We start from the raw sequence: 22,539 nt of genomic DNA, 5'->3' as shown, positions 1-22,539 counted from the left end.
AGGTAGATGGCGTCACAAGACTGGATTGAAAAGGACTTCTACAAGATCCTTGGCGTTTCCAAGGACGTTTCTGATGCCGATCTCAAGAAGGCCTATCGCAAGCTAGCCAAAGAGTTTCACCCGGATAGAAATCCAGGTGATGCCAAGGCCGAGGCTAGGTTCAAAGACATCTCCGAGGCCTATGACGTGCTATCCGATGCCAATCAGCGCAAGGAGTATGACGCGATTCGGGCCATGGGCGGTGGAGCACGCTTCACCTCAGGTGGTCAGGGAGCTGGATTTGAAGATGTCTTTTCAAACCTTTTTGGTGGCGGTTTCCAAAACCAGGGCTTCCCAGGGTTTGGCGGATTCGGCGGATTCGGTCCGCAACGCGGTAGTGATCTGACCACCAGTTCGACCATCAACTTCATCGACTCAATTCACGGCACCCAGCTAAAGCTCACCGTTCACGGCGAAACCGTGAATGTGAAGGTGCCGGCTGGCATTCAAGATGGCCAAAAACTAAAGGTCAAAGGCAAAGGTCAACCATCACCAAATGGTGGTTCGGCTGGAGATTTGGTCGTGACCATCAAGGTAAAGCCGCACCCGGTATTCACCCGCGATGGTGAAAACCTGAGGGTCACGGTCCCAATCACCATCACCGAAGCCATCTTGGGTGCGACCATTTCAGTGCCAACTCTTGGTGCTGAGCCGGTAAAGCTGAAAGTGGCTCCTGGGACTCCCAACGGCAGAACCTTGCGAGTCAAGGGTCGCGGAGTGCAACTACCTTCCAAGCAGGGCGACCTCTTGGCAACCGTTGAAATTGCGGTTCCCGCTCACGTAAGCGACAAGGCCAAGAAGCTGCTTGAGCAGTTCGCGGCAGAGTTGCCCGATGAGGACCCCAGAGCAGATCTATTGCTCAGGGCTGGACTTCTCTAGGAGGGGCCATGGAGCTGAACGAGACCACACCGCTGTTTGTGATCTCGGTCGCGGCCGAGCTAGCCGGCATGCATCCGCAGACCCTGCGGCAGTATGACCGACTGGGGTTGGTATGCCCGACTAGAACCATGGGTAAATCCCGTCGCTACACCATGCAAGATGTCGCAAAGCTTCGAGAGATTGCCCGCTTGAGCCAAGAGGGGGTATCTCTCGAGGGCATCAAGCGAGTGCTCTCGCTGGTCGATGAGAACCTCGAGCTAAGGGCCCGAGTCAGAGACCTTGAGCGCGAGCTTGCTAACCAAGTCATGAACCAGCCAGGAAACCGAGTGTTTGCCGCTGGAGAACAGGGAGTCATAAGACTCAGCCCCGGACAACGACCAGAGCGAAGTGGTTCGGTGGTGTTATGGAGGAGGCGCTAAATGCAGCCAGAGAACCAAGAGCAAAAGTCTGCTCTAGAACAGTTTGGAATTGACCTAACCGCGGTCGCTAGAGCGGGCAAGCTAGACCCGGTTATCGGGCGCGATGCTGAGATTAGACGAGTGAGCCAGGTGCTTTCACGTCGAACCAAGAACAACCCAGTACTTATTGGTGAACCCGGTGTCGGTAAGACAGCGGTCGTCGAGGGCCTAGCCCAACGAATCGTTGCTGGCGATGTGCCTGAGAGCCTCAAGGGCAAGACCCTAATCAGTCTTGACCTCGGTGCCATGGTCGCCGGATCAAAGTTTCGCGGTGAGTTTGAAGAGCGACTCAAGGCGGTCTTGAAAGAAATTCAAGATGCCCAGGGTCAAGTAATCACTTTCATCGATGAGCTTCACACCCTTGTTGGTGCCGGAGCGGCTGATGGATCAATGGATGCATCCAACATGCTCAAGCCGATGCTTGCCCGAGGCGAGCTGCGTCTGATTGGTGCCACCACTTTGGACGAGTACCGGGAGCGAATCGAAAAAGACTCTGCCCTGGAGCGCAGATTCCAACAGGTTTATGTTGGCGAGCCAAGCGTCGAGGACACCGTTGCAATCCTGCGCGGTTTGAAAGAGCGCTACGAGGCTCACCACAAGGTGACCATCGCCGATTCGGCCCTGGTCGCCGCCGCCCAGCTCTCCTCCCGCTACATCTCTGGTCGACAATTGCCAGATAAGGCAATCGATCTGGTTGACGAGGCGGCTTCGCGACTTCGCATGGAGATCGATTCGGCTCCGGTTGAAATTGATGAGCTGCGCCGACAGGTTGACCGGCTAAAACTCGAAGAGCTTGCTCTGAAGAAAGAAAAGGACGACGCCTCCAAGCAGCGTCTTGAGAAGCTGCAAGAAGACCTCGCTCTCAAGCAAGAACGTTTGAACGAGCTAAACCAGCGTTGGGAGAAAGAGCGGGCTGAGCTAAACAAGATCGGTGAGATCAAGACCAAACTCGACTCCCTAAGAATTCAAGCCGAGAAAGCCCAGCGCGAGGCGAACCTAGAACTCGCATCCAAGCTCCTCTACGGCGAGATCCCGCAGCTTGAAAAAGAGCTCAAGGCTGCCGAGACCCAGAACACCGAAACCACCGAGCGCATGGTCGGTGAGCAGGTAACCGAGGATGAAATTGCCGCGGTGGTCTCCGCCTGGACCGGTGTCCCAACCGGCAGGTTGCTAGCTGGGGAGAGCGAGAAGCTGCTTCACCTTGAGCTTGAACTTGGCAAGCGACTGATTGGCCAGAAGGCTGCCGTGAAGGCAGTAAGTGATGCGGTTCGTCGAACCAAGGCCGGCATCTCAGATCCAGATCGACCTACTGGTTCGTTCATGTTCTTGGGACCAACCGGTGTTGGAAAGACTGAGCTTGCCAAGAGTTTGGCAGCGTTCTTATTTGATGATGAGAAGTCAATCGTTCGCATTGACATGTCTGAGTACTCAGAGAAGCACAGTGTTTCAAGGTTGGTAGGTGCTCCTCCGGGATACATCGGCTACGAAGAGGGCGGTCAGCTGACCGAAGCGGTCAGACGACGCCCATACTCAATCGTGCTTTTGGACGAGATTGAGAAAGCCCACCCGGAGGTCTTCGACATTCTGCTGCAGGTCTTGGATGATGGTCGACTAACCGATGGTCAGGGCAGAACCGTTGACTTCAAAAACGTAATTCTGATCTTGACCTCAAACCTTGGCTCTCAGTTCTTGATTGATCAAGACCTCAGCGACCAAGAAAAGCGCCAGCTAGTAATGGACACCGTCAGGGCCAGTTTCAAGCCTGAGTTTTTGAACCGTCTCGATGATGTAGTGATATTCGATGCTCTGAGCAAGGAGGAACTCGGTTCGATTGTTGATCTAAACATCGACCGCCTCACTACAAGGCTGGAGCAAAAGCGGATCACTCTCGGTGTCACCCCGGCTGCGAGGCTGTGGTTGGCAGAGCACGGCTATGACCCGGTTTACGGGGCCAGGCCGCTACGCAGGTTGATTCAGCGTGAGGTTGAGGATCGATTGGCTAACTTGCTGTTGGCAGGTGCTGTGGTAGATGGAAGCTTTGTGACTGTTGAAGTCGCGCAGTCGCAGGAGACCCTGGAATTAAAGGTTCAGCAGTAGTCAAAAAAGAATCTTTTTGAGGCGGTGCTTCTTTCAACCTGCCCCAATCACTAAACTGCCGCACATGCCAGTGAATAAGACAACGCGGTCGTTCGGTCAGGGAGCTCAGGGGGAACCAGAGGCTCCAAAGGTTCAGAAGGTTGGGCTGTGGGCCAAGCTTCGCTATAACTTTGACAACTCAATTGCCCAGGGCGGGATGTTCGTTTTCTACGTCCTGATCCTGATGATGATCATCGCCCTAATCATGGTCGGGGTTCGCGCTTTCGTCGCGAGCGTGCCGCTGCTAACTCAGGCCGCGGATCCAGAGAACCTAACTCTGTTTGATCTGTTCTGGACCTCATTCACGAAGATTTTGTCCTTAGGTGGTGAACCAACCTGGGGCGATCGCATCATCGCAATCCTTTACTGGGCCACCACCACCGCACTGACTGCCAGCGTTATCGGTTATGTAGTCGGTGCAATTCAGCGTACTTTCGCTAGATTGCGCAAGGGTCGCAGCCCAGTTATCGATTCTGGCCACACGCTGATTCTTGGTTGGTCAAACCGCATTTTCCCAATCCTTGAGGAACTTGCGATTGCAAACCAGAACGTGCGCAAACCTCTCGTAGTTATTTTCTCCAGTCACGAGCGTGACTTCATGGAAGATGAGATTGAGTCGAGAGTCGAAGATCTGGGCAAGCTCAGGGTCGTTACCAGAACCGGTGACCCGACTAACCCAACTGATCTTAAGCGCACCAATCTCGGTGCTGCCAAGTCGGTCATTGTCTTGGATGCTGATGCTGCAGGCGATGCCACAGTGGTCTCGACCGTGCTTGCTATCAAGTCGATCAACACCAACCCAAATCTCAAGATCATCGCTGAGCTGGATGACAAGGACACCGCGAAGGCTTTGATTACCTCGACCAAAGGCCAGGTAATCCCGGTTCGCTCCCACGAGGTAATCGCAAGAGTGACGGCCCAGGCATCACGCCAACCAGGTCTGGCGGCAGTGATGCTCGACCTGCTTGATTTCGAGGGCGATGAGATCTACTTCACCGATGTGCCAGCCCTGGAGGGCAAGACCTATGGTGACGCCCTGTTGTCCTTCAATGCGGCTTCGGTAATTGGTATTCGTAAAGTCGATGGTGAAGTGGACCTAAACCCACCAGCCAAGACCAAGCTGGCCAAGGGCACCCAGCTGATTGCCATTGCGCAGGATGATGACAAGGTCGTCTACACCGGTGTCCAACCTGAACTGGTTGGCAAGCCTAAGAAGACCGCTAAACCAGCGGCTAAGCCTGAGCACCTCTTGGTGATTGGCTGGTCTGAGATGGGCCGCTCAGTGATCGGTGAACTTGCCGCGTTCCTGCCGAAGAACTCCACCGTCCACATCGTGGCTCAAAAGAAACTGGTTGATCCTGAGCAGCTCAAAGACCTCGACTTTGGTGCGAATGTGAAGGTGACTGCAGCCTCTGTTTCGGGTGATATTGCCGATCTAACTGCTGCAGCATCGGCCAAGCACTATGACGAGATCATTGTGCTTGGCTACCGCAACGCAATCAGCGAAGCCGAAGCAGACGCTCAAACCATGCTCACCATGCTGCAGCTGAACCAGCTATTTGAAGCTGATGGCAATGGAGTTGAGCCAACTCGTCTGGTGGCTGAAATCCTGGATGGTCGCAAGGCCGAGATTGCTCGAGTGGCAGCGGTTGATGACCTAGTTGTCAGCGACAACCTAGCGGCGCTCGCGATTGCTCAACTGTCTGAGAACCCGAGCTTGGGCGTTGTGTTGGATGACCTGTTCGACGCCGAAGGAGCTTCGATTAGTGTCGTGCCAATTGAGCTATATGCGACCTTGGGCAAGGAAATTAGCTATGCCCAGCTGGTTGCCAATGCTGCAGCCATGGGCGAATCAGCAATTGGTTATCGTCATGCAAACCTCACCGCAGGTGACTCGGCAAATGGTGCGAGGCTGAACCCTGCGAAGAACTCGATGTTCACCCCTAGACCTGGAGATGGCCTAGTCGTCGTAGTCGGATGAGCTCAGAGTTAGCTGAACTTCGTCGAGAGCTTAGGCAGTATGCCAACCCTCGCAGGGTCGAAGAGCTGGAGTGGTTCTATAAAACCGAGCCCGGTGGCTATGGCGAGGGTGACAAGTTTCTAGGACCAATGGTCCCGCAGATCAGGTCGGTGGCCGCCAATCACTTCAATCTCGTAAGGGCTGATCTAGACCAACTGTTCCGCTCCGAGTATCACGAGGAACGGCTCTGCGGTTTGGTGATTCTCACCAAGCAATTTGAGAGAGCCAAAAAACCTGAACTTCGAGCTGAGCTCTACGACTATTACCTCTCACTGTATGAACTTGGTGCGGTAAACAGCTGGGATCTGGTTGACGTCTCGGCGAATCGTTTTGGAAGGTTTTTGCTAGGTGATCCGCAGCGAACTGAAAGGGTCATGTCAAGAACTAAAAGCGAAAATCTATGGGTTCAACGATCGGCCATCATCCTCACCTTCCCGATGATTGCCGAGTATGACTTTGAGCCAACTATCGCTACCTGCACGGCTCTGGTGAATCACAAGCACGATCTAATTCACAAGGCGGTCGGTTGGGCAATGCGCGAGGTTGGTAAACGTGAGCTCACCCCGCTGCGAGAGTTTTTAGAGATCCACGCTGCGACCATGCCGAGAACGGCACTTCGATACGCAATTGAAAAGCTGTCGCCGTCCGAACGAGCAGACTGGCTCAGTCGGAAAGCTCGATAATCACAGGAACGTGATCGCTGGGGCCCTCACCCTTACGTTCATCGCGCTCGATGCCCGCTCCAACCACGCGCTCTGTTAGCGCTGGCGAGGTGAGAGCGAAATCGATCCGCATGCCGTTGTTCTTTGGGAAGCAAAGGTCTTTGTAATCCCAGTAGGTGTATTGATTGGGCACCAACTCTCGAACTATGTCACTAAAACCGATCTGCTCGAAGGCCTCAAAAGCCTGGCGCTCGGGCTCAGATATGTGGGTTTCAAACATGTGGACGTCATAGACGTCTGAGTCCAGCGGAGCTATGTTGAAATCTCCCATAAGGCACATTTCCAGATCGGGATTCATGTCTAGCTGCTCTGCAGATTGTGCGGCCAGGCGATCCAAGAATTCAAGCTTGTATTCCATGTGCGGATCTTCAAGACCTCTTCCGTGTGGCACGTAGAGTGACCAGATTCTTACGCCAGCAAAGGTTGCCCCCAGAGCTCTTGCCTCAACCACATCCTTGAAACTTGGTTGCGAGGAAAACTCAAACTCAACATCCTCGGGCTCAAGATCCGGTTTGTAAGCGAAAGCAACACCGTTCCACTGGTTCAAGCCGTGGGCGATGACTTTGTAGCCAATCGCTTCGAACTCAGCTATCGGAAATTGCTCAGGCTTGCATTTGATTTCCTGCATGCCCAATACATCCACCTGGGTGCGGTTGAGAAAGTCGATGACTCTGGGTGATCTGGCCCTAATTGAGTTGACATTCCAGGTGGCAAGTTTCATCCCTAAACTCTAACCATGACTTTCACCGCCCCTGAGAAACCACGTCTAGTCGAACTGATCAAAGAACTGGCTGTCGTTCACGGCAGGGTGACCCTGTCCTCGGGATTAGAGGCTGACTACTACGTGGATCTGCGCAGGGCCACCCTGCACCACGAGGCAGCACCGCTTATTGGGAAGGTAATGCTGAAGCTTCTGGCCGATAACGGAATCAAAGCCATCGATGCGGTTGGTGGTTTGACCATGGGTGCCGATCCGGTTGCCACCGCGCTTTTGCACCAGGCCGCCGGCCAGGGCATCGCGCTCGATGCATTCGTTGTTCGCAAGCAAGCCAAGGCTCACGGCATGGGCCGCCAGGTTGAAGGACCTTCGGTTGACGGTAAACGTGTGGTTGTGCTGGAGGACACTTCAACCACCGGCGGATCGCCGCTAACGGCTGCTGAGGCACTTAAGGCGGCTGGGGCGATTGTGGTTGCAGTTGCAACAGTTGTTGATAGGAACACCGGAGCCAAAGAGGCGATTGAGGCTGCGGGTTATCCTTATTTGACGGCCATCACCCTCGAGGATCTTGGCCTTAGCTAAAGAGGTTTTCGTGAAGCGCAGACTCGCGCCATTTGTTTTCTCTCAGTTCGCCAATGTTGCGAGTGTGATCTCGGGCTCAATGGTCTTTATTGCTGTCCCGTGGATTGCTCTCGAGATCACAGGCAATGCCGCGAGCGCAGGCTTGGTAGTGGCCGCCACCGCAATTCCAGGACTTTTGATGGCGCCAGTGATTGGTTCGATCATTGACCGGTTTGGCCGAAGAAACATCGCCGTATTGGCTGAGCTGCTCACAGTATTCGTCTCACTTCTAATTCCTTTGGTGAGCTGGCTGTGGCAGCTGACCCTGCCTGCCCTAATTGCTATTGGCATTCTTCGCGCGCTGACTGCTCCCGGTGGTAGCACGGCCAGGAAGTCCCTGGTTCCTGATGTCGCTGGACCGGCCAACATGACACTGGACCGCGCCAACTCGATTCACGAGGGCCTTTTTGCCGCAGGCTTTGCCGTCGGTCCTGCGCTGTCAACTTTTTGTATCGCCTGGATCGGCATCTCCAACACCTTCTTGGTGGTTGCCGCCTTCGGTCTTATCTCAGCAATCTCCGCCTTCATGATTCGAGTCACTGAGCAGCACGAGGAAAAAGATGAAAGCGACTCGGGAAGCTTCTTCAAATTTGCCATTCAGGGCTTTGTGATCCTGTTTTCCAACAAACCGGTTCTGATGATGATGGTCACCATCATGACCTTGGCAGTCATCTATTTGCCAACTGAAATGGTGATTCTCCCCGCCTATTACAACGCCCTAAACGACCCAGAGGGGCTCGGGATTGCGGTTTCCGCGGCCGCAGCAGCTTCGGTGGTCGGATCGCTTGGGTTTGAGCAAATCCACAAGCGCATCAGCTACGCCAACATTTTGCGAATTGCCATCATCGGAATTGGGCTTTCGATGCTTCCGATGAGCCAGCTTCCAGAGCAGTGGGTGCTGGTCACCTTCTTCTTCCTGCTGGGCCTTGCTTGGGGCCCACTGCTGCCGCTTTTGAATACAGTGATTCAGACTAGGATCCCTGCAAATAAGCGCGGTCGCGTGTTTGCGCTCGAGATGACGATTTGGAACGCCGGACCATTGATCTCAATGGTTGCGGTTGGAAATGCCGTCGACGCCTTTGGTGTCAAGGGTGTTTACACGGTCTTAGCAGTCGGTGTTTGTATTGCTGCGGTTTTCGTCTCAACCAGCAAGCACCTCAAAGAGCTCAACGTTTAGCACACCCGGGGCACAGAGCCTGGCTAGACCAGATCAGCTACCGAAGCCAGAATCTCAGTTGGTCTGAATGGGTAACGGGCAATCTCGGCATCATCTGAAATCCCCGTTCTAACCAAAATGGTGTGAAGTCCGGCTTCAATGCCGGCAACCACATCGGTGTCCATGCGGTCACCGATCATCGCAGTGTCCTTGGAGTGGACATCAATCTTGCGCATAGCGCTTCTAAACATCATCGGGTTTGGTTTGCCAACGATGTACGGGGTCTTTCCGGTGGCGGCGGTGATAAGGGCTGCGACCGAACCGGTTGCTGGAATCGGACCTTCATTAGACGGCCCGGTCACATCTGGGTTCGTTGCGATAAACCTCGCACCCTTGTTGATCAGTCGAACGGCCTTGGTTAGGGCGTCGAAGCTTAGGTTTCTGGTCTCTCCCAAAACGACGTAATCCGGGTTCACCTCAGTCATGACGTAACCAATTTCATGCATTGCGGTGGTTAGCCCAGCCTCGCCAATTACGAATGCCTTACCCCCTGGCAACTGTGACTTTATAAAGTCTGCGGTTGCCAATGCAGAGGTGTAGATGCGCTCCTCCGGAATATCCAAGCCACCGGCTTGCAGCCTGGCTGCTAGATCTCGCGGGGTGTAGATCGAGTTGTTGGTTAGAACTAAAAACTTGGTTCCCTGATCGGTCCACTTCTTGATTAGCTCTGGAGCCCCTGAGATCGGCTTACCCTCGTGCCAAAGCACCCCATCCATGTCGGTTAGCCAGTTATTGATGTGTGAACGATCGACCATGTTGCCTAGCCTAGCTTTAGGCTTTAGCCCGTGAGTGAAGACACAGAGCGACCAACCGAGCAGTCCACCTGGGGAGTCGGGCCCTATCAGGGCGATGCCAGCAAGGATCCCAACTTTTCGAAGTTCGATCCTGAGTTATTGGCCGAGGGTGACACCAGAAATGTGGTTGATCAGTATCGCTACTGGTCCATGGAAGCGATCGTTGCAGACCTTGACTCCAAACGGCACCCGTATTTTGTTGCCATCGAGAACTGGCAACACGATCTAAACATCGGCTCAATTGTGAGAACAGCCAATGCCTTTCTAGCCCAAGGTGTTCAAATCGTGGGCAACAAGCGCTGGAACCGTCGCGGAGCGATGGTGACCGACCGCTATCAACATGTCACTCACCTACCACAGATCGAAGACTTGATTTCGTGGGCAAAGACCGCAGGTCCTGACGGTAGCAAGCTGCCGATTATTGCGATTGATAATGTCCCAGGTTGCAAACAGCTAGAGAACTACGAACTACCCAAGCACTGCGTGTTTCTATTTGGTCAGGAGGGTCCAGGCCTATCTCAGGCTGCGCTTGATGCCGCCGATGTGGTTTTGGAGATCACCCAGTTTGGTTCTACCCGATCAATCAACGCCTCCGCGGCAGCTGCAATAACTATGCACACTTGGGTTATGCAGCATGTTTTTAGTTAGACTCTCATAAGGGCTTATCGCCCGAGAATCCCCAAAGATGAAAGGGGTACAGTCATGCCCGCAGTAGTCCTAGTCGGAGCCCAGTGGGGCGACGAAGGTAAAGGCAAAGCAACCGACCTGCTTGGAGATCGCGTCGACTATGTAGTCCGCTATCAAGGTGGTAACAACGCTGGTCACACCGTAGTTATTGGTGACAAGAAGTTTGCACTGCACCTACTGCCATCAGGCATTCTGACCCCGGGCTGTGTTCCAGTTATCGGAAACGGTGTAGTTGTTGACCTAGAAGTACTCTTCCGCGAGATCGATGGTCTAAATGACAAGGGTGTTGACACCTCAAAGCTTCTAATTTCAGCTAACGCTCACGTGATTACCCCCTACCACGTCACCGTGGACAAGGTTTCGGAGCGCTTTTTGGGTAAGCGCGCCATCGGCACCACTGGTCGCGGCATTGGCCCAACCTATGGCGACAAGATGGGTCGCCTAGGAATTCGTATTCAAGATCTGTTTGACCCGAGCATTCTGAGACAAAAAGTTGAGAGCGCGCTCACCCAGAAGAACGAGCTGCTAGTCAAGGTCTACAACCGTGCTGCGGTTAGGCCGCAGGAGGTCGTGGACCACCTGCTCTCTTTTGCAGAGCGCCTAAAGCCAATGGTTGCCGACACTGCTCTGGTTCTAAACAATGCCCTGGCAGAGGGTAAGACCGTTTTGCTTGAGGGTGGTCAGGGAACTCTTTTGGATGTTGACCACGGAACCTATCCGTTTGTCACCTCTTCAAACCCAACCGCAGGTGGAGCAACGACCGGTAGCGGAATCGGTCCGACCAAGATCACCGGCGTCATCGGAATTCTGAAGGCCTACACCACTCGCGTGGGCTCAGGCCCATTCCCAACCGAACTGTTTGACGAGTGGGGCGAGTACCTGCGCAAGACTGGTGGTGAGGTTGGTGTCACCACTGGCCGCAACCGTCGCTGTGGCTGGTTCGATGCTCCAATTGCCCGCTATGCAACCCGCGTCAACGGTCTGACTGACATCTTCCTAACCAAGCTGGACGTTCTTACCGGTATCAAGGAGATACCAGTCTGTGTGGCCTACGAGGTCGATGGACAACGCGTAGAAGAGGTGCCGGTTTCTCAGACCGACTTCCACCACGCTAAGCCGATCTATGAGATGTTCCCTGGCTGGGAAGAGGATATTTCCAGTGCCAAGACCTTTGATGATCTACCAAAGAATGCTCAGGACTACGTCCTGGCCCTAGAAAAGCTGAGCGGCACCAGAATCTCGGCAATTGGTGTTGGACCTGATCGCAATGCGACCATCGTTCGACACGACATGCTCGGCTAGGTCACAGCAAACTCGGATTGCTTTTTTTGCCGAGGTGATGAGAATTACTTGGTGAGCAAAAAGTACGAGGATTTGGATTCGATCCCATATCCCGATGAGGCCTTCAATACCTGGGGTGCATCGGCGGTAGGTATCGATCCGCTACTCGCTAGTTTCACATCAGCCCCATATCAACCGGTCAGGCCACACGTTCCTTTCTACAGATTCTTCGCCTACCCGGACATCCTCGATCTTCGTAAAGCCGGTTACGAGGTAGACCGCTTCATCCCACTTTTCGATGCGCTAGAAAATGTTCGATACCGAGAAGCATTGACCCTCAGCGAGATGCTTCACTTCCCAAACCCTGGCGTCCCTTGGAACCCCAGAAGAGCGAGGGAAATCGAGCTCGAGGTGAGAAGTCAGCTGCACGAGCACGGGGTTGGAGACGTGCCACCGCTACTTCGAAGGTTCTTGGGCAAAGCCTTCCCCGGCGACACAATCAGCTATCTCAGCGTGGACCTAATCAACATCTTCTTCTGGGCCTCACTTGCGGAGTTGGCCGACGACTTGGCTTGGAGAAACCCCAACTTGAGTTGGAAAGCTGAGTATCTGCGGTTCCCAATTCGTGTACTTGGCGTCTACAAATAGCAAAAACAGCGAGATAACCACATGTTTGTCCCCCACCTAGTGGCGGATATCCCTATTCTTTCCTAAGAGTTCAGGGGTGAGTCTTGACGCAACGCATGCGGAAGTGGCTCAGCAGTTCACTGGTAGTGCTGCTGACTGGATTTCTCACTTTCGCCGGGATTGGGCCTGCTCAGGCAAATACGCCAACAAACTATTCAACCGTGAACTCAGGTGTCTTCACCCTAACCTCGGGAACTTTCAGAATCAACGAGTTCACATTTATGGACTCTTTGAATCAAGGACATTACGACGCATACGACGGTTACGGTGACGTATATGTAGATACGCTCGCGACTCCAAGTTCAAGATATGACGGATTACAGCTCTCTCAAATCGGTGACTTTTACTCTGGATCAATTCAGTCGATGAGTGGTCTAAATGTTGAGGTGCAAGGTAAATTCACGCCTAGCATGATGGCCTGGCGTCAGCTAATCAGCCTCACTAATCCGAGCCAAACCCCAATCACAGTTAATGTTCGCGTTTCCGGCGATCTCGGTTCGGACGGGAATGAAATCACGCGAGGCACCTCCTCTGGAGACTCGACTCTGACTCTCGCCGATAACTGGATTGTCACTTCTGATACTGCCAACAGTGATCCCATTGTGACCACCGCTTGGTCCGATCCGCTTGGCGTCGTCCGACCGAGCTCCGTTGCACAGGGGTCCCAATCCGGTGCGGGTAACCTAATGAACGTCATCTTCCCTGTGACCGTTGCGCCAAACAGCACTTCACGGTTGATGCTTATGCATGGCTTAGGGGCAATAGACCAAGCCTCGAACGACCCCACTCTCGTAGTCCAAAGAGCGGGCGCGCTATTTGGCTCTGGTAACACGCTTCCCGCATTTGCAACAGCAGACCTTTCTGCTCAGGCTCTGAGCGAAATCGTGAACTGGGGATTCGCTCCTGGTGTGCAGAGCATCACTACAGCCACCAATCCAACATCTGCCCTAACACACTCCTTCACTGTCAACTTCACTCAGCCCGTGACGGGTCTCGAGACATCTGACTTCAGTTTCAATCAAGGAACAAGTGGTGGCTGCGTCGCAGACTCGGTGTCTGGTTCTGGCTCAACTTATGAACTAATCGTCTCCGGTTGTTCCGACGGTGACCTGAAGGTAAGCATTGCCGCCTTGAGCGTTGTTGGACCAACAGGACAGTCGGGTCCGGCATCAAGATTCGACTCCCCTCCTGTCTTGATTGATAGGGGTCCCCCCACGGTGACTCTCACTGCGCCCTCCAGTCCAAACAATGGTGCGACGCTCAACTTCACGGTGACAAGTACCGAGGCCCTGACTGGACTCGCCGCAGGTGACTTTAGTGTTGCTGGAACTGGTTGCTCAGTGGGAACGCCATCTGCTGCATCAGGTTCTGCTCCAACCCTCTCCTACACAATTCCAGTCAACTCATGTGCTGATCAAGCGGCTGTGACGCTGACCATGAATCAGGCAACCGTTACCGATGCCGCGGGCAACACCGCCCCATCAGCTGTACTTGCTGCTGGACCGGTCGTCGTGGATCGAACGGCTCCAAGCGGAACCATATCCTCTCCGGGCATCACAAGAGATGATCCGATCACCTACTCGGTCACCGTGAATGAGAGCATCCAAGGAACGGTGGATGCTTCCGACTTCAATGTTTCTGGAGCTGGATGTTCGATTGGTTCAATCACTCAAAGCGCACCCACTTATTCGGTGACACTGATTGGCTGCAACGACGGAGTTACCGCCGCACTTTCCTTCAAGACCAACACTTTGGTTGACCTCGCTGGGAACCAGGGCCCAAGTGCAGGCTCGCCAATTGGTTCTTCGACAGTGGTGGACAGGTCACTCGCGGCGGTCACGATAACGGCGCCATCGTCTCCGAACAAGAACCTAAACCTGGGCTTCACCGTAAATTTTGGTGAGCCTACTAACAACGTTTCTGAGACAGATTTTGAAATCGTTTCGAGCAGCACGCACAGCTGCGAGATAAATGCCTTCTCACCGGCAAGTCCAAGAAACGCACTGAGCGGGAACTTTGTGGTTGCCCTCAGCGCTTGCGCTGACACCAACGCAATAAGTCTTCGACTAAAGCCGGGCACAGTTTTAGATGACCTTGGCAACATTGGGCCCGCAACCGCAGTCACCTCAAACGTTGTGACAGTGGATAGGTCTGCACCTCAGCTGCTAGCTGTTGCTGCAAATAACCCAGCACTTTCGAGCCAAAGCGCAGTTTCGTATGCGGTGACCTTCAACGAGTCTGTGACCGGATTAACCGCAGCCATGTTCACCCTCGGTGCTGGCACAGCTTGTTCCGCCTCCTCACTTACTGGGTCAGGCTCTAGCTACACGGTTACATTCACCTCGTGCGCAAATGGCAATTCGGTTGCCCTGAACTACAACATCACGACGGCGGTCGCAGATCTAGCTGGCAACGGCTTCTCGGGACAAACGGGCTCGCTCTCAGCAATCGTGATCGATACAGTCGCACCCACAATTTCCTCGATTGCAAAAGTCAGCTCATCCAATTCCGTCACCTATACCGTGAACTTCTCCGAGGAGATCACCGGGTTTGATGTGAACGCAATTGTTCTGGGAGGTACCAGCACGGTTGGTTCAACATGGACGATCTCAGGTTTGGTGCAACTCAATGCAACCAGGTATCAATTCGTGGCTTCGAGTCAGTTGCCAGATAGTGGTTCGGTCAGCTTCACAATCAACACATCGGCGGTCAGGGACCTTGCGTTGAACCCGCTTGCAGCCGGAAGTATTGGAACTCCGAACTCCTCCGAGGTCGTGTTCTACTTCTTACCTTCAGTCACTCTTGGTTCGCTCTCGATGCTTGGAATGGCCGCTAACCCGATTGCGCCCGAGTTAGTTATTCAGGGCAGAGGTAATTCGCTATTTGGGATTCGAGTGAGCATCTCTGGTGCAGTTAGCGGAGACCAGCTGTCCTTTACCAACAACAATGTCGGGGTATTTGGTTCAATTCAGACTGCATCCAGTAACAACGGAGTTTTGAACCTCACCTACAACGGCGCTCAGCCAACTGCGGCCCAGTGGCAGGCTGCTGCTAGGGCGGTCAAGTTTGCAACCACCAACACTTCTAACGCGAATCGCTCGATAACTTTCCATATTCGACCGACTCGAAGCTACTCACTCGACACCGGTCACTTCTATGAGGTCAAGACCGCACCTGAATACACCTGGCAGAACTGGACAAACTCCTTTGACCGAGCCGCCGGCTACAGCTTCTCAGGCATGCAGGGATACCTGGCGAACATAACGTCCGCTGCAGAACAAAGTTTTGTCGCTTCGGCAGAAGTCGCCAATGGCAGAGCTGCTTGGCTTGGAATCAATGATGTTGCCGTTGAGGGAACTTGGCGAGTAGTTTCAGGCCCCGAGGCCGGTCAGCTTGCAACTTATACAAACTGGGATCCAGGTGAACCAAACAACTCTGCAGACTACGTGTCCTTGATCGCAACCGGAACCTGGGACGATCTCTCGGATTCAGCTCAGCAAGCAGGCAACTACAACATCAGCATTTTGATTGTTGAGTTTGGCGGACTTCCATCCGACGCCCCAAACCAGCTGCAGGCCTCGGGGCAGATGCTCATTGACAGCACACCACCAACAGTCAGCTCAATACGATCCCTCTCCGAAAACAAGACTTATTACCGCGGTGAAAAGGTTCAGCTATCCGTGAGCTTCTCTGAGACTGTTACAGTCACCGGTGCTCCACAACTTTTGCTCGAGACCGGAGCAACAGATAGGTATGCCAGCTACCTCTCTGGTTCGGGAACCAATGTCTTGACCTTTGAGTACTCGGTCGAAAGTGGAGATCAAAGCGCAGATTTGGATTACGTGGCCACTAACTCGCTTAGTCTGAACGGAGGTTCGATAACGGACGCCGTTGGGAACCCAGCCACACTAACGTTGAGCAGCCCTGGCGCATCTGGATCAATCGGCAGCTCCTCAAACCTGGTGGTCGATGGCTCTCAGGTGACCATGGTCCTGGGAACTAACAACACAACTTCGACTACGCGCGACCTCGTTTACACGCTAACTTCCTCAGCTCCGATTGACTGCGGAACTCTCTCAACGAACATGGGTGTTGACCTTGATGGAACCATGGTCTCAAGCATCGATGGGGTTACTGCCGCGGCAAACTCCCTCAGCTGCACCATCAATATCACAAGTCAAGTTCGACCCGCGCAGTTTGGAACCACCACCCTCACCTATACCCAAAACTTCTCGGTTGTGGATCTGCAGGGCCAGGCACAAAGCAATGTTCGACTGGCTCAGGCTTCAGTTGTTCTTACGGTTCCACCCGTTGCATCAAATCTTGGTGGCCATTCGGTGACCACCACCAACGGCACCATCCCATCCCAGCTTGTGAACAACACCCCAGCTGGACTTCTGCCTTCCGCAGGGGCTGAGGCCCGAACCGCCATGGCTGCTGCTGGCATAGTCGCGGCTCCCGCTGGCATACCGATCAGCAACGCCATGGCGAATTTGAATGGGGTAAGCAGTTCCCAATCCGTTTTGAACGCGATGGCTCGAGCAGAGTTACAAGCTGGCCATGGCATCAAACCTACGATTCAAGTAGACCCGACAGCGCTCTCAAATCACGTCGCAGTTTCCTACCTAAACACCGGATCAGGTTGGTTCTTTACCGGGGCTCAGGCAATCTCATCCAGCGCCGTTGAGGCCGAGCCGATTGTCTTCACAAGAGCTGGCACTTACCGAATCCTGATTGTTGTTGTCCCCACCAACATCAGCTACAGAACTTCATCATTCCCCTCAAATACTTGGATCAACCTCATGATGCCAAGGGCGACCCTGTTCGCGAATCCAATTCCAAGTTCAGGGCTTCCTCAGGGTAACCAGTCGATGGAATGGGAGCTGGTTGTATCCGGTCAAGTTCAAACCCTGGCACCTGCACCAGCGCCTTCAAATAACCAGCCAAGTAACCCGGTAACGCCAACTCCAACTCCTACTCCAACACCTACTGTCACTCCCACACCTACCCCGACAGTGACTCCTACACCCACGCCGACCCCGACGCCCACTCCAACTCAAACGGTTAGGCCAACCCCAACGCCTACACCTTCTCCAACCCAGACAGTCAGACCTACCCCTACCCCATCACCAACAGCCACACCGACTTCTACCCCGAGTCCTTCGGTGACCCCTACTCCTACAACCACTCCGAAGCCTTCTGCTGAGCCGAGCGTTCAGCCTTCACCCTCACCTTCGGAGACATCACAGGCGACCGCGCAGACCGAGCCAACCTCAGAGCCAATTGCAGTCCTTCCTCTGGGAGAGGCAATTGCCGAACTTACCCCTACGGCATTGATTCCTGAGATTTCTTTTGAGCCAGGTGAGCCGGTAGCAAATCCTGCTCTCGGTGCATCCGGAGATGATGAGGCCCCACCACAAGCGTTCGATCCGCTTGCATCCGAGGAGTCCATCGTCGCGGTGCTTGAGAAAACCACCCAAACTGTTGCAGTGGTTGCTTCAGTTGCAGCCGCCGCCGCAGCTGCGGCAGGAGCAGCAGCGGCTGCTGGAGCTGCCGCAGGTGCCGCAGCGGGCGCTGCATCAGCATCATCGGCATCGAGTGCCAGCGCTGGAGCATCATCCGGCTCTGCCGGCAGCAACGCGAACTCCGCAGCCAACACTGCCATCGAACTTGAAGAGTCCGACGAGGGTGAGATTTCAGAGCTTGAAGTCGCGCATGATCAAATAACCCTGGATAAGCAGGGATGGGGCGATAAGTTAGCGATTTTCTCGCTCGGCTTTATGACGTGGTTCGACAGGCGAAGCCATCACCTCACCTTAGCGCTCGCTCCTTTCAGCCCACTGCTCTCAAAGGTGGTCAACGATGCCGCATACCTCCGAGCGTTAGCCGGATCACTGTCAGTCTTCTTGCCAATCGCCGGTGTGGTTGCAGCGTTGATGGCGGTCGCAGACAATGGCAACGAGATTTTGACTCCGACCTGGGAGATTCTGCTCTTTATCGCCATCATCGGACTACTCGACGCTGCTGCAGGTTTTATCTCCATTTTGGTTTTCGCGGTCGGCTCAGTAATTGCCTTAGGTCAGCTTCCAGATATCGACCAAGTCAGATTGTTGATGGCGGTATTTGTGATTGCTGTTGGACCAGCGCTTTTGACTACTGCATTCCGATCGCTGCGCAAGGATCCTGCCGACTCGGCAGATAGTTGGTGGGAGCGACTTATTGATTTAGCCGTTGCGCCATTCATGGCCGGCTGGTCAGTTGCAACCATGGTTAGCGTCTTGCCCGCCGTTACTGGTTTGACAGTGAACGCAGCGAACCACGTGGCCGACTTTGGAGTCTGGATTGCCGTAGTTGCAGCGCTGCGCGTGCTTCTTGAAGAGTTTGTCGCTCGCTATTACCCGCAGCGACTGGACGCAATCAACCCCACCGAAATCCCAGAACCTGGAATGCTGCAGAAGTCCACTGCACTGGCTATTCGTTACGGAATCTGGGTGCTATTTTCAGGCGCGATTATCGGACCAGGCTGGGAGTCCTTCGTTGGTTCGGCACTGTTCCTAGTTCCAACGATCATTGGTTGGTATCAAGACAGATTCCCAAACATCCCTTGGCTATGGCGCATTATGCCAACCGGCGTCCCAGGACTTGCGTTCTCGATCCTGGTTGCCTCTTTCACAACCGCCTGGCTAACAACCCTGATGGGGGTAAGTGCAGACCTGGCTCAGCTCTCATTTGTTATTTTGCCGCTACCGATGTTGCTGTTGAGCTTGCTTGGAATGTTTGCCCGTCATGGTGCAACTGAGGAAGAGGATCGCCCGGTAAAGAAGCTGAAGTGGGTTTATCGACTAGGTGGCGTCGTGATGATGTTCTTCACGCTCAACCTGGTTGGCATCATTTAGCAAAAAGGAATCAAGATCCGCTTCAGTGCCGGCAAGTCAGGCTCAGCCCAATCGAGCCGAGCAAGATCTTGTTCCCTGACCCAGCGCAACTCCGAGTGGTCTGTCGAGGAAGTTGGTTCTTTACCCACCAGGTCACACACGAAGCAAACCAATTCGATATCTCCCGTGGTTGATCTATCAAACTGGCGAAGGACTTTGATCTCAACCCCAAGCTCTTCTCGGATTTCGCGAATCAGAGCAAAATCGAGACTCTCACCCGATTCCGGCTTGCCACCGGGGAACTCCCACTTGTTTGGGGAGGATTTCCAGTCTCCGCGCTTGCAGCACAAAAACTCCCCTTGGGAGTTTTGAATGATTGCTGCCACGACCAATGTCACGGCACAAGGTTACTTCGGGAGGTTTGCCTCGATGACAGAAACGATCGACTCATCGTCAGGCTTTACCTGAGGACGGAAGCGCTTCACCTCACCAGATGGCAATATCAAAAACTTCTCAAAGTTCCACATCACTGGACCTGCAAGACCCATTGCATCCTTGGTTTTCACCAGCTCTTTATAGAGCGGGTGGCGATTGCGACCATTGACGTCACTCTTGGTGGTCATTGGGAAGCTAACTCCCCAGGTTGTTGAGCAGTACTCACCAATTGACTCGTCGTCTTTGAGCTCTTGCTTGAAAGAACCGGAGGGAACTCCGAGAACTGTGAAGCCGCGATCGGCGTACTTGCGCTGCAACTCTTCAAGCTGCGCATACTGCGGAGACAGGCCGCAGCGGGATGCAACGTTGACAACCAGGACCACATTGCCCTGGAATTCGCTCAAGCTGCGCTTGGAACCATCAAGCATTGTCAATTCGTGTGTAAAAGAAACCATGTGGCTAATAACCAGTGCGAAGCGAAACTAATTTCACTAATCTTGGGCCAACACGAACCGGGGGTCTTGGATCAAAGAGCGCATCAGCTTCAACCCCTGGGTTTTGGTATTCGTCGGGACTGCGATATTTCACACCTTTCGCGGCTCCATCGAAGATATTTTGATTTTTGGCGGCGCATCAATTTTCATGCTCAGCCAGGTATTTGGATTTACCAGGTTCGGTTTCAAGACGCAGCCGAAGCTAGGCATTTTTGCAATTGCCAGCTTTGTCCTAATGGCTGCCGCGATTTTGTATCTAGCACCGCGGCATTCAATTCCAAACCTTGTTTTACTGTTGGCGATCATCCCCATTGGTGCGGTGCTGCTTTTGTATGTTGATGATTTGGTTCAGCCACGACCGACTATTCAAGTCAGAAGGTCGCGCTGGCTCTGGGGTAGCTGGGCCGTGGTGTTTGCACTGATCGAACTAGTTGCTTACATCGGAAGCAAGCTGACAAATGACCTAGTGCAGTTTCCAACCATCTCGGTGCTCTTGGATCCGATTCTTGAGACCCCGATTGGGCGGGCTGTGTTTGTAGCTGGTTGGCTTGCTGCCGGAGTTTATTTGTTCGGAGTTAGGCGATCTCGATGAGTAATTTTCTGATCGTCAGTGGATATTTGGGCTTTGTGGTTTTGGGGATAGCGATGGCTGCAGCGGGCAGATTGCGACCGGAGTTGATAGCGCCACTGGGTGAGCTATTGAGATTTGTAATGCGTCACCGAATAACACGAATAGCCCTATTCATGGTTTGGTGGTGGCTGGGTTGGCACTTCCTAGTCGGAACTACCGTTCGCTAGCTCGCTATTACCTTGCTGAAGGTCAACCTAATGCTTTGCAGCAGATACCCAACCGCAAAGAAGAACACTGTGATGGCAGCAACGTAGGTGAGCATGCCTGGAACGCCGCCCTCCTCATTTGGATTGATAAACCAGTACGGCCACCAGTTGGTGATCAAACCACGCACCACCGAAAAGCCAAGCCAGGCCAGTGGGAAAACGGCGACCCACAAGCTAGCTCGGAGTCTGAGCTTTGGAGAGCGTAAGGAAACTAGGTAATCCACCACAATCAAAATCGGCGCATAGGTGTGGATGATTTGGTTTGGTAGCACCGGCCAGACATAGCCGCCATCGCGAACATCGCCCGCAGCATCCGCCAGCAGGGCGTGGTAAACCACGCCAACGATTACCATCGCAGCAGTCAGGCTAAGCCTCGCAATGTTGTGAAACTTGGTCTCTTCTTTGTCGGCGAATAAGACATACGCCGAGTACAGCGCAAGCCCTCCAGCAACGATGGAGCTCACAATTGAGAAGTAGGCGAAGTACTCGCCGGGTCTAAACACATTGTTGGCCAGGCGGTCGGTGACCTGCCAGACCACGCTTCCCAAAAGCCCAAGGCCCAGGGCAAGCCGAAGTGAACCAATCACCGCTTTATACATGCTCTAAAACCTACTCCTGGGTCTCTATGTAGCGAATGATTGCGGTGGCAAATTCTTGGGGTTTCTCCTCATTCGGCAAGTGCCCTGCCTCTTCAATCACGACTAGCTCGGCATTTGGCAATTCACCAGCCAACCGAATCGAGTTATCGGTGGGGACCACCTGATCGTTGTCACCGGTGATAACCAGGGTCTTGATGGTGATCTCCCTCAGGCGATCTGCGATGTCGAGCGAACGGGGAGCCTTGTTGAACTCCCAGAACGCTCGCTCCCAGCCGATGATTTGAAGCGGAGCGGTGTAACCCGCGATTGTGGTCTCGGTGATTTGGCTCGGGTCGTTATAGCTGCGATCCAATATTTCAAGCCCCGAGGTCGCAATCGATGCGACTGCAAGTGGACCAAGGTGGTCAAGCTGTGGGATGTCTAAAATCCAATTCAGCCACTGTGGGGCACCCGCAGATCCATACACCGCAGGTGCAAAGAGCACTAAGCCCGCAAGCTTTTCCTCGTGCTCCAGCGCATAGCCTGCTGCCAGCGCACCGCCGGCTGAGTGGCCGACCAGAAATACCTCTTTGCCGCTGCCATAGAGGTCAATAAGCTCGTCAATCACTTCGAGCTGACCTTGTGCGGAGTATGGGTTCAACCCCGTCCACTTTGTCGGGCGTTCGGTAAAGCCAAATGCTGCCCGGTCATATGCAATGACGTGGCCGTGAGCGGCCAGAGGAGCAAGCACTTCTTTGTATGAGAATGCACTCGCTCCAAAACCATGAGCCAACAGAATTAGCCGGTCCGAGTTTGGGTCTCCCGCCTCGACAAAGTGAACCTCGTGATCCAAGATCTCTACAAACTTTGACCGACCCTGCCAAAACTCAGCTGCCGCCTCTTTATTGCTGAGCGTGCCAGAGCTTTCAACTGGCACCAAAAATGGTCCAAGCACCAAAGTGGCCGCCAGTGCGCCCAAGACCAGCTTTGTTCTTAGCTTCATGCCAAAACCAAACCACATTGAAGCGGGTTTGAGTTCCGCAACGGGGAAATCGGCACCTC

At 53.8% G+C, this 22,539-nt stretch carries 19 protein-coding genes; 13 read left to right on the top strand and 6 right to left on the bottom strand.

Going from position 1 to position 22,539, the window contains the following annotated elements; all coding sequences use genetic code 11:
* The first annotated feature begins 6 nt into the window (after positions 1 to 6).
* From OO713_RS06955 to OO713_RS06935, 5 genes are all read left to right on the top strand, one after another.
* A complete protein-coding gene (locus OO713_RS06955; RefSeq protein WP_264785460.1) occupies positions 7 to 918 on the top strand; it encodes a DnaJ C-terminal domain-containing protein in 912 nt (303 codons plus the stop codon).
* 8 nt (positions 919 to 926) lie between these two features.
* Positions 927 to 1,337: a MerR family transcriptional regulator gene (locus OO713_RS06950; protein WP_264785459.1), complete on the top strand. Its 411-nt coding sequence runs from the start codon at positions 927 to 929 to the stop codon at positions 1,335 to 1,337.
* On the top strand, positions 1,338 to 3,473 hold the full coding sequence (locus OO713_RS06945; RefSeq protein ID WP_264785458.1) for an AAA family ATPase: 2,136 nt from the start codon (positions 1,338 to 1,340) through the stop codon (positions 3,471 to 3,473).
* A 64-nt stretch (positions 3,474 to 3,537) separates the two neighbouring features.
* Positions 3,538 to 5,493: an NAD-binding protein gene (locus OO713_RS06940; RefSeq protein WP_264785457.1), complete on the top strand. Its 1,956-nt coding sequence runs from the start codon at positions 3,538 to 3,540 to the stop codon at positions 5,491 to 5,493.
* Complete coding sequence (locus OO713_RS06935) at positions 5,490 to 6,215, top strand: DNA alkylation repair protein (protein WP_264785456.1); 726 nt, start codon at positions 5,490 to 5,492, stop codon at positions 6,213 to 6,215. The genes OO713_RS06940 and OO713_RS06935 overlap by 4 nt, the downstream gene beginning before the upstream one ends.
* Here OO713_RS06935 and OO713_RS06930 read toward each other — a convergent pair.
* Positions 6,196 to 6,975 (bottom strand): exodeoxyribonuclease III, encoded by a 780-nt coding sequence (locus OO713_RS06930; protein WP_264785454.1) that lies wholly within the window; start codon positions 6,973 to 6,975, stop codon positions 6,196 to 6,198. The two genes, OO713_RS06935 and OO713_RS06930, sit on opposite strands and share 20 nt — an antisense overlap.
* 15 nt (positions 6,976 to 6,990) lie before the next feature.
* Between OO713_RS06930 and pyrE the strand changes: the two genes are divergently transcribed.
* Both pyrE and OO713_RS06920 read left to right on the top strand, forming a co-directional pair.
* Positions 6,991 to 7,554, top strand: a complete 564-nt coding sequence (gene pyrE / locus OO713_RS06925; RefSeq protein ID WP_264785452.1) for an orotate phosphoribosyltransferase — start codon at positions 6,991 to 6,993, stop codon at positions 7,552 to 7,554.
* A 10-nt stretch (positions 7,555 to 7,564) separates the two neighbouring features.
* Positions 7,565 to 8,770 carry an MFS transporter gene (locus tag OO713_RS06920; protein WP_264785450.1) on the top strand — a complete coding sequence of 402 codons (1,206 nt, stop codon included), beginning with the start codon at positions 7,565 to 7,567 and terminating at the stop codon, positions 8,768 to 8,770.
* A gap of 23 nt (positions 8,771 to 8,793) precedes the next feature.
* Here the strand turns inward: OO713_RS06920 and OO713_RS06915 are convergent, their stop codons facing one another.
* Positions 8,794 to 9,564, bottom strand: a complete 771-nt coding sequence (locus OO713_RS06915) for an HAD-IIA family hydrolase (protein WP_264785449.1) — start codon at positions 9,562 to 9,564, stop codon at positions 8,794 to 8,796.
* Positions 9,565 to 9,594: 30 nt separating this feature from the next.
* Between OO713_RS06915 and OO713_RS06910 the strand changes: the two genes are divergently transcribed.
* The 4 genes from OO713_RS06910 (at position 9,595) to OO713_RS06895 (ending at position 19,154) form a co-directional block, all read left to right on the top strand.
* Complete coding sequence (locus OO713_RS06910; protein WP_264785448.1) at positions 9,595 to 10,251, top strand: TrmH family RNA methyltransferase; 657 nt, start codon at positions 9,595 to 9,597, stop codon at positions 10,249 to 10,251.
* Positions 10,252 to 10,305: 54 nt separating this feature from the next.
* Positions 10,306 to 11,592 (top strand): adenylosuccinate synthase, encoded by a 1,287-nt coding sequence (locus tag OO713_RS06905; protein WP_264785447.1) that lies wholly within the window; start codon positions 10,306 to 10,308, stop codon positions 11,590 to 11,592.
* Between the two features lie 51 nt (positions 11,593 to 11,643).
* Entirely contained in the window at positions 11,644 to 12,219 is a 576-nt protein-coding gene (locus OO713_RS06900) for a hypothetical protein (protein ID WP_264785446.1), read from the top strand.
* A 95-nt stretch (positions 12,220 to 12,314) separates the two neighbouring features.
* Positions 12,315 to 19,154 (top strand): Ig-like domain-containing protein, encoded by a 6,840-nt coding sequence (locus tag OO713_RS06895; protein ID WP_264785445.1) that lies wholly within the window; start codon positions 12,315 to 12,317, stop codon positions 19,152 to 19,154.
* Here OO713_RS06895 and OO713_RS06890 read toward each other — a convergent pair.
* On the bottom strand, positions 19,151 to 19,531 hold the full coding sequence (locus OO713_RS06890) for a (deoxy)nucleoside triphosphate pyrophosphohydrolase (RefSeq protein ID WP_264785444.1): 381 nt from the start codon (positions 19,529 to 19,531) through the stop codon (positions 19,151 to 19,153). The two genes, OO713_RS06895 and OO713_RS06890, sit on opposite strands and share 4 nt — an antisense overlap.
* A gap of 9 nt (positions 19,532 to 19,540) precedes the next feature.
* On the bottom strand, positions 19,541 to 19,996 hold the full coding sequence (locus OO713_RS06885) for a glutathione peroxidase (RefSeq protein ID WP_264785442.1): 456 nt from the start codon (positions 19,994 to 19,996) through the stop codon (positions 19,541 to 19,543).
* Positions 19,997 to 20,126: 130 nt separating this feature from the next.
* Here OO713_RS06885 and OO713_RS06880 point away from each other — a divergent pair, with 130 nt between their 5' ends.
* Both OO713_RS06880 and OO713_RS06875 read left to right on the top strand, forming a co-directional pair.
* Positions 20,127 to 20,654, top strand: coding sequence for a hypothetical protein (locus tag OO713_RS06880; protein WP_264785441.1), 528 nt, complete (start codon positions 20,127 to 20,129; stop codon positions 20,652 to 20,654).
* Positions 20,651 to 20,860, top strand: a complete 210-nt coding sequence (locus tag OO713_RS06875; protein ID WP_264785440.1) for a DUF6186 family protein — start codon at positions 20,651 to 20,653, stop codon at positions 20,858 to 20,860. Before OO713_RS06880 ends, OO713_RS06875 begins: the two co-directional genes overlap by 4 nt.
* On the opposite strand, the gene OO713_RS06870 is transcribed toward OO713_RS06875, so the two are convergent.
* Both OO713_RS06870 and OO713_RS06865 read right to left on the bottom strand, forming a co-directional pair.
* Positions 20,857 to 21,498, bottom strand: a complete 642-nt coding sequence (locus tag OO713_RS06870) for a Pr6Pr family membrane protein (protein WP_264785439.1) — start codon at positions 21,496 to 21,498, stop codon at positions 20,857 to 20,859. The two genes, OO713_RS06875 and OO713_RS06870, sit on opposite strands and share 4 nt — an antisense overlap.
* 10 nt (positions 21,499 to 21,508) lie before the next feature.
* A complete protein-coding gene (locus tag OO713_RS06865; protein ID WP_264785438.1) occupies positions 21,509 to 22,480 on the bottom strand; it encodes an alpha/beta hydrolase in 972 nt (323 codons plus the stop codon).
* Positions 22,481 to 22,539 lie beyond the last annotated feature (59 nt).

The sequence above is a fragment of the Aquiluna sp. KACHI24 genome, assembly GCF_025997915.1.
GTDB lineage: Bacteria > Actinomycetota > Actinomycetes > Actinomycetales > Microbacteriaceae > Aquiluna.
Note: the sequence above shows the minus strand (reverse complement) of the source record. Positions and strands in the feature narration are given on the sequence as shown.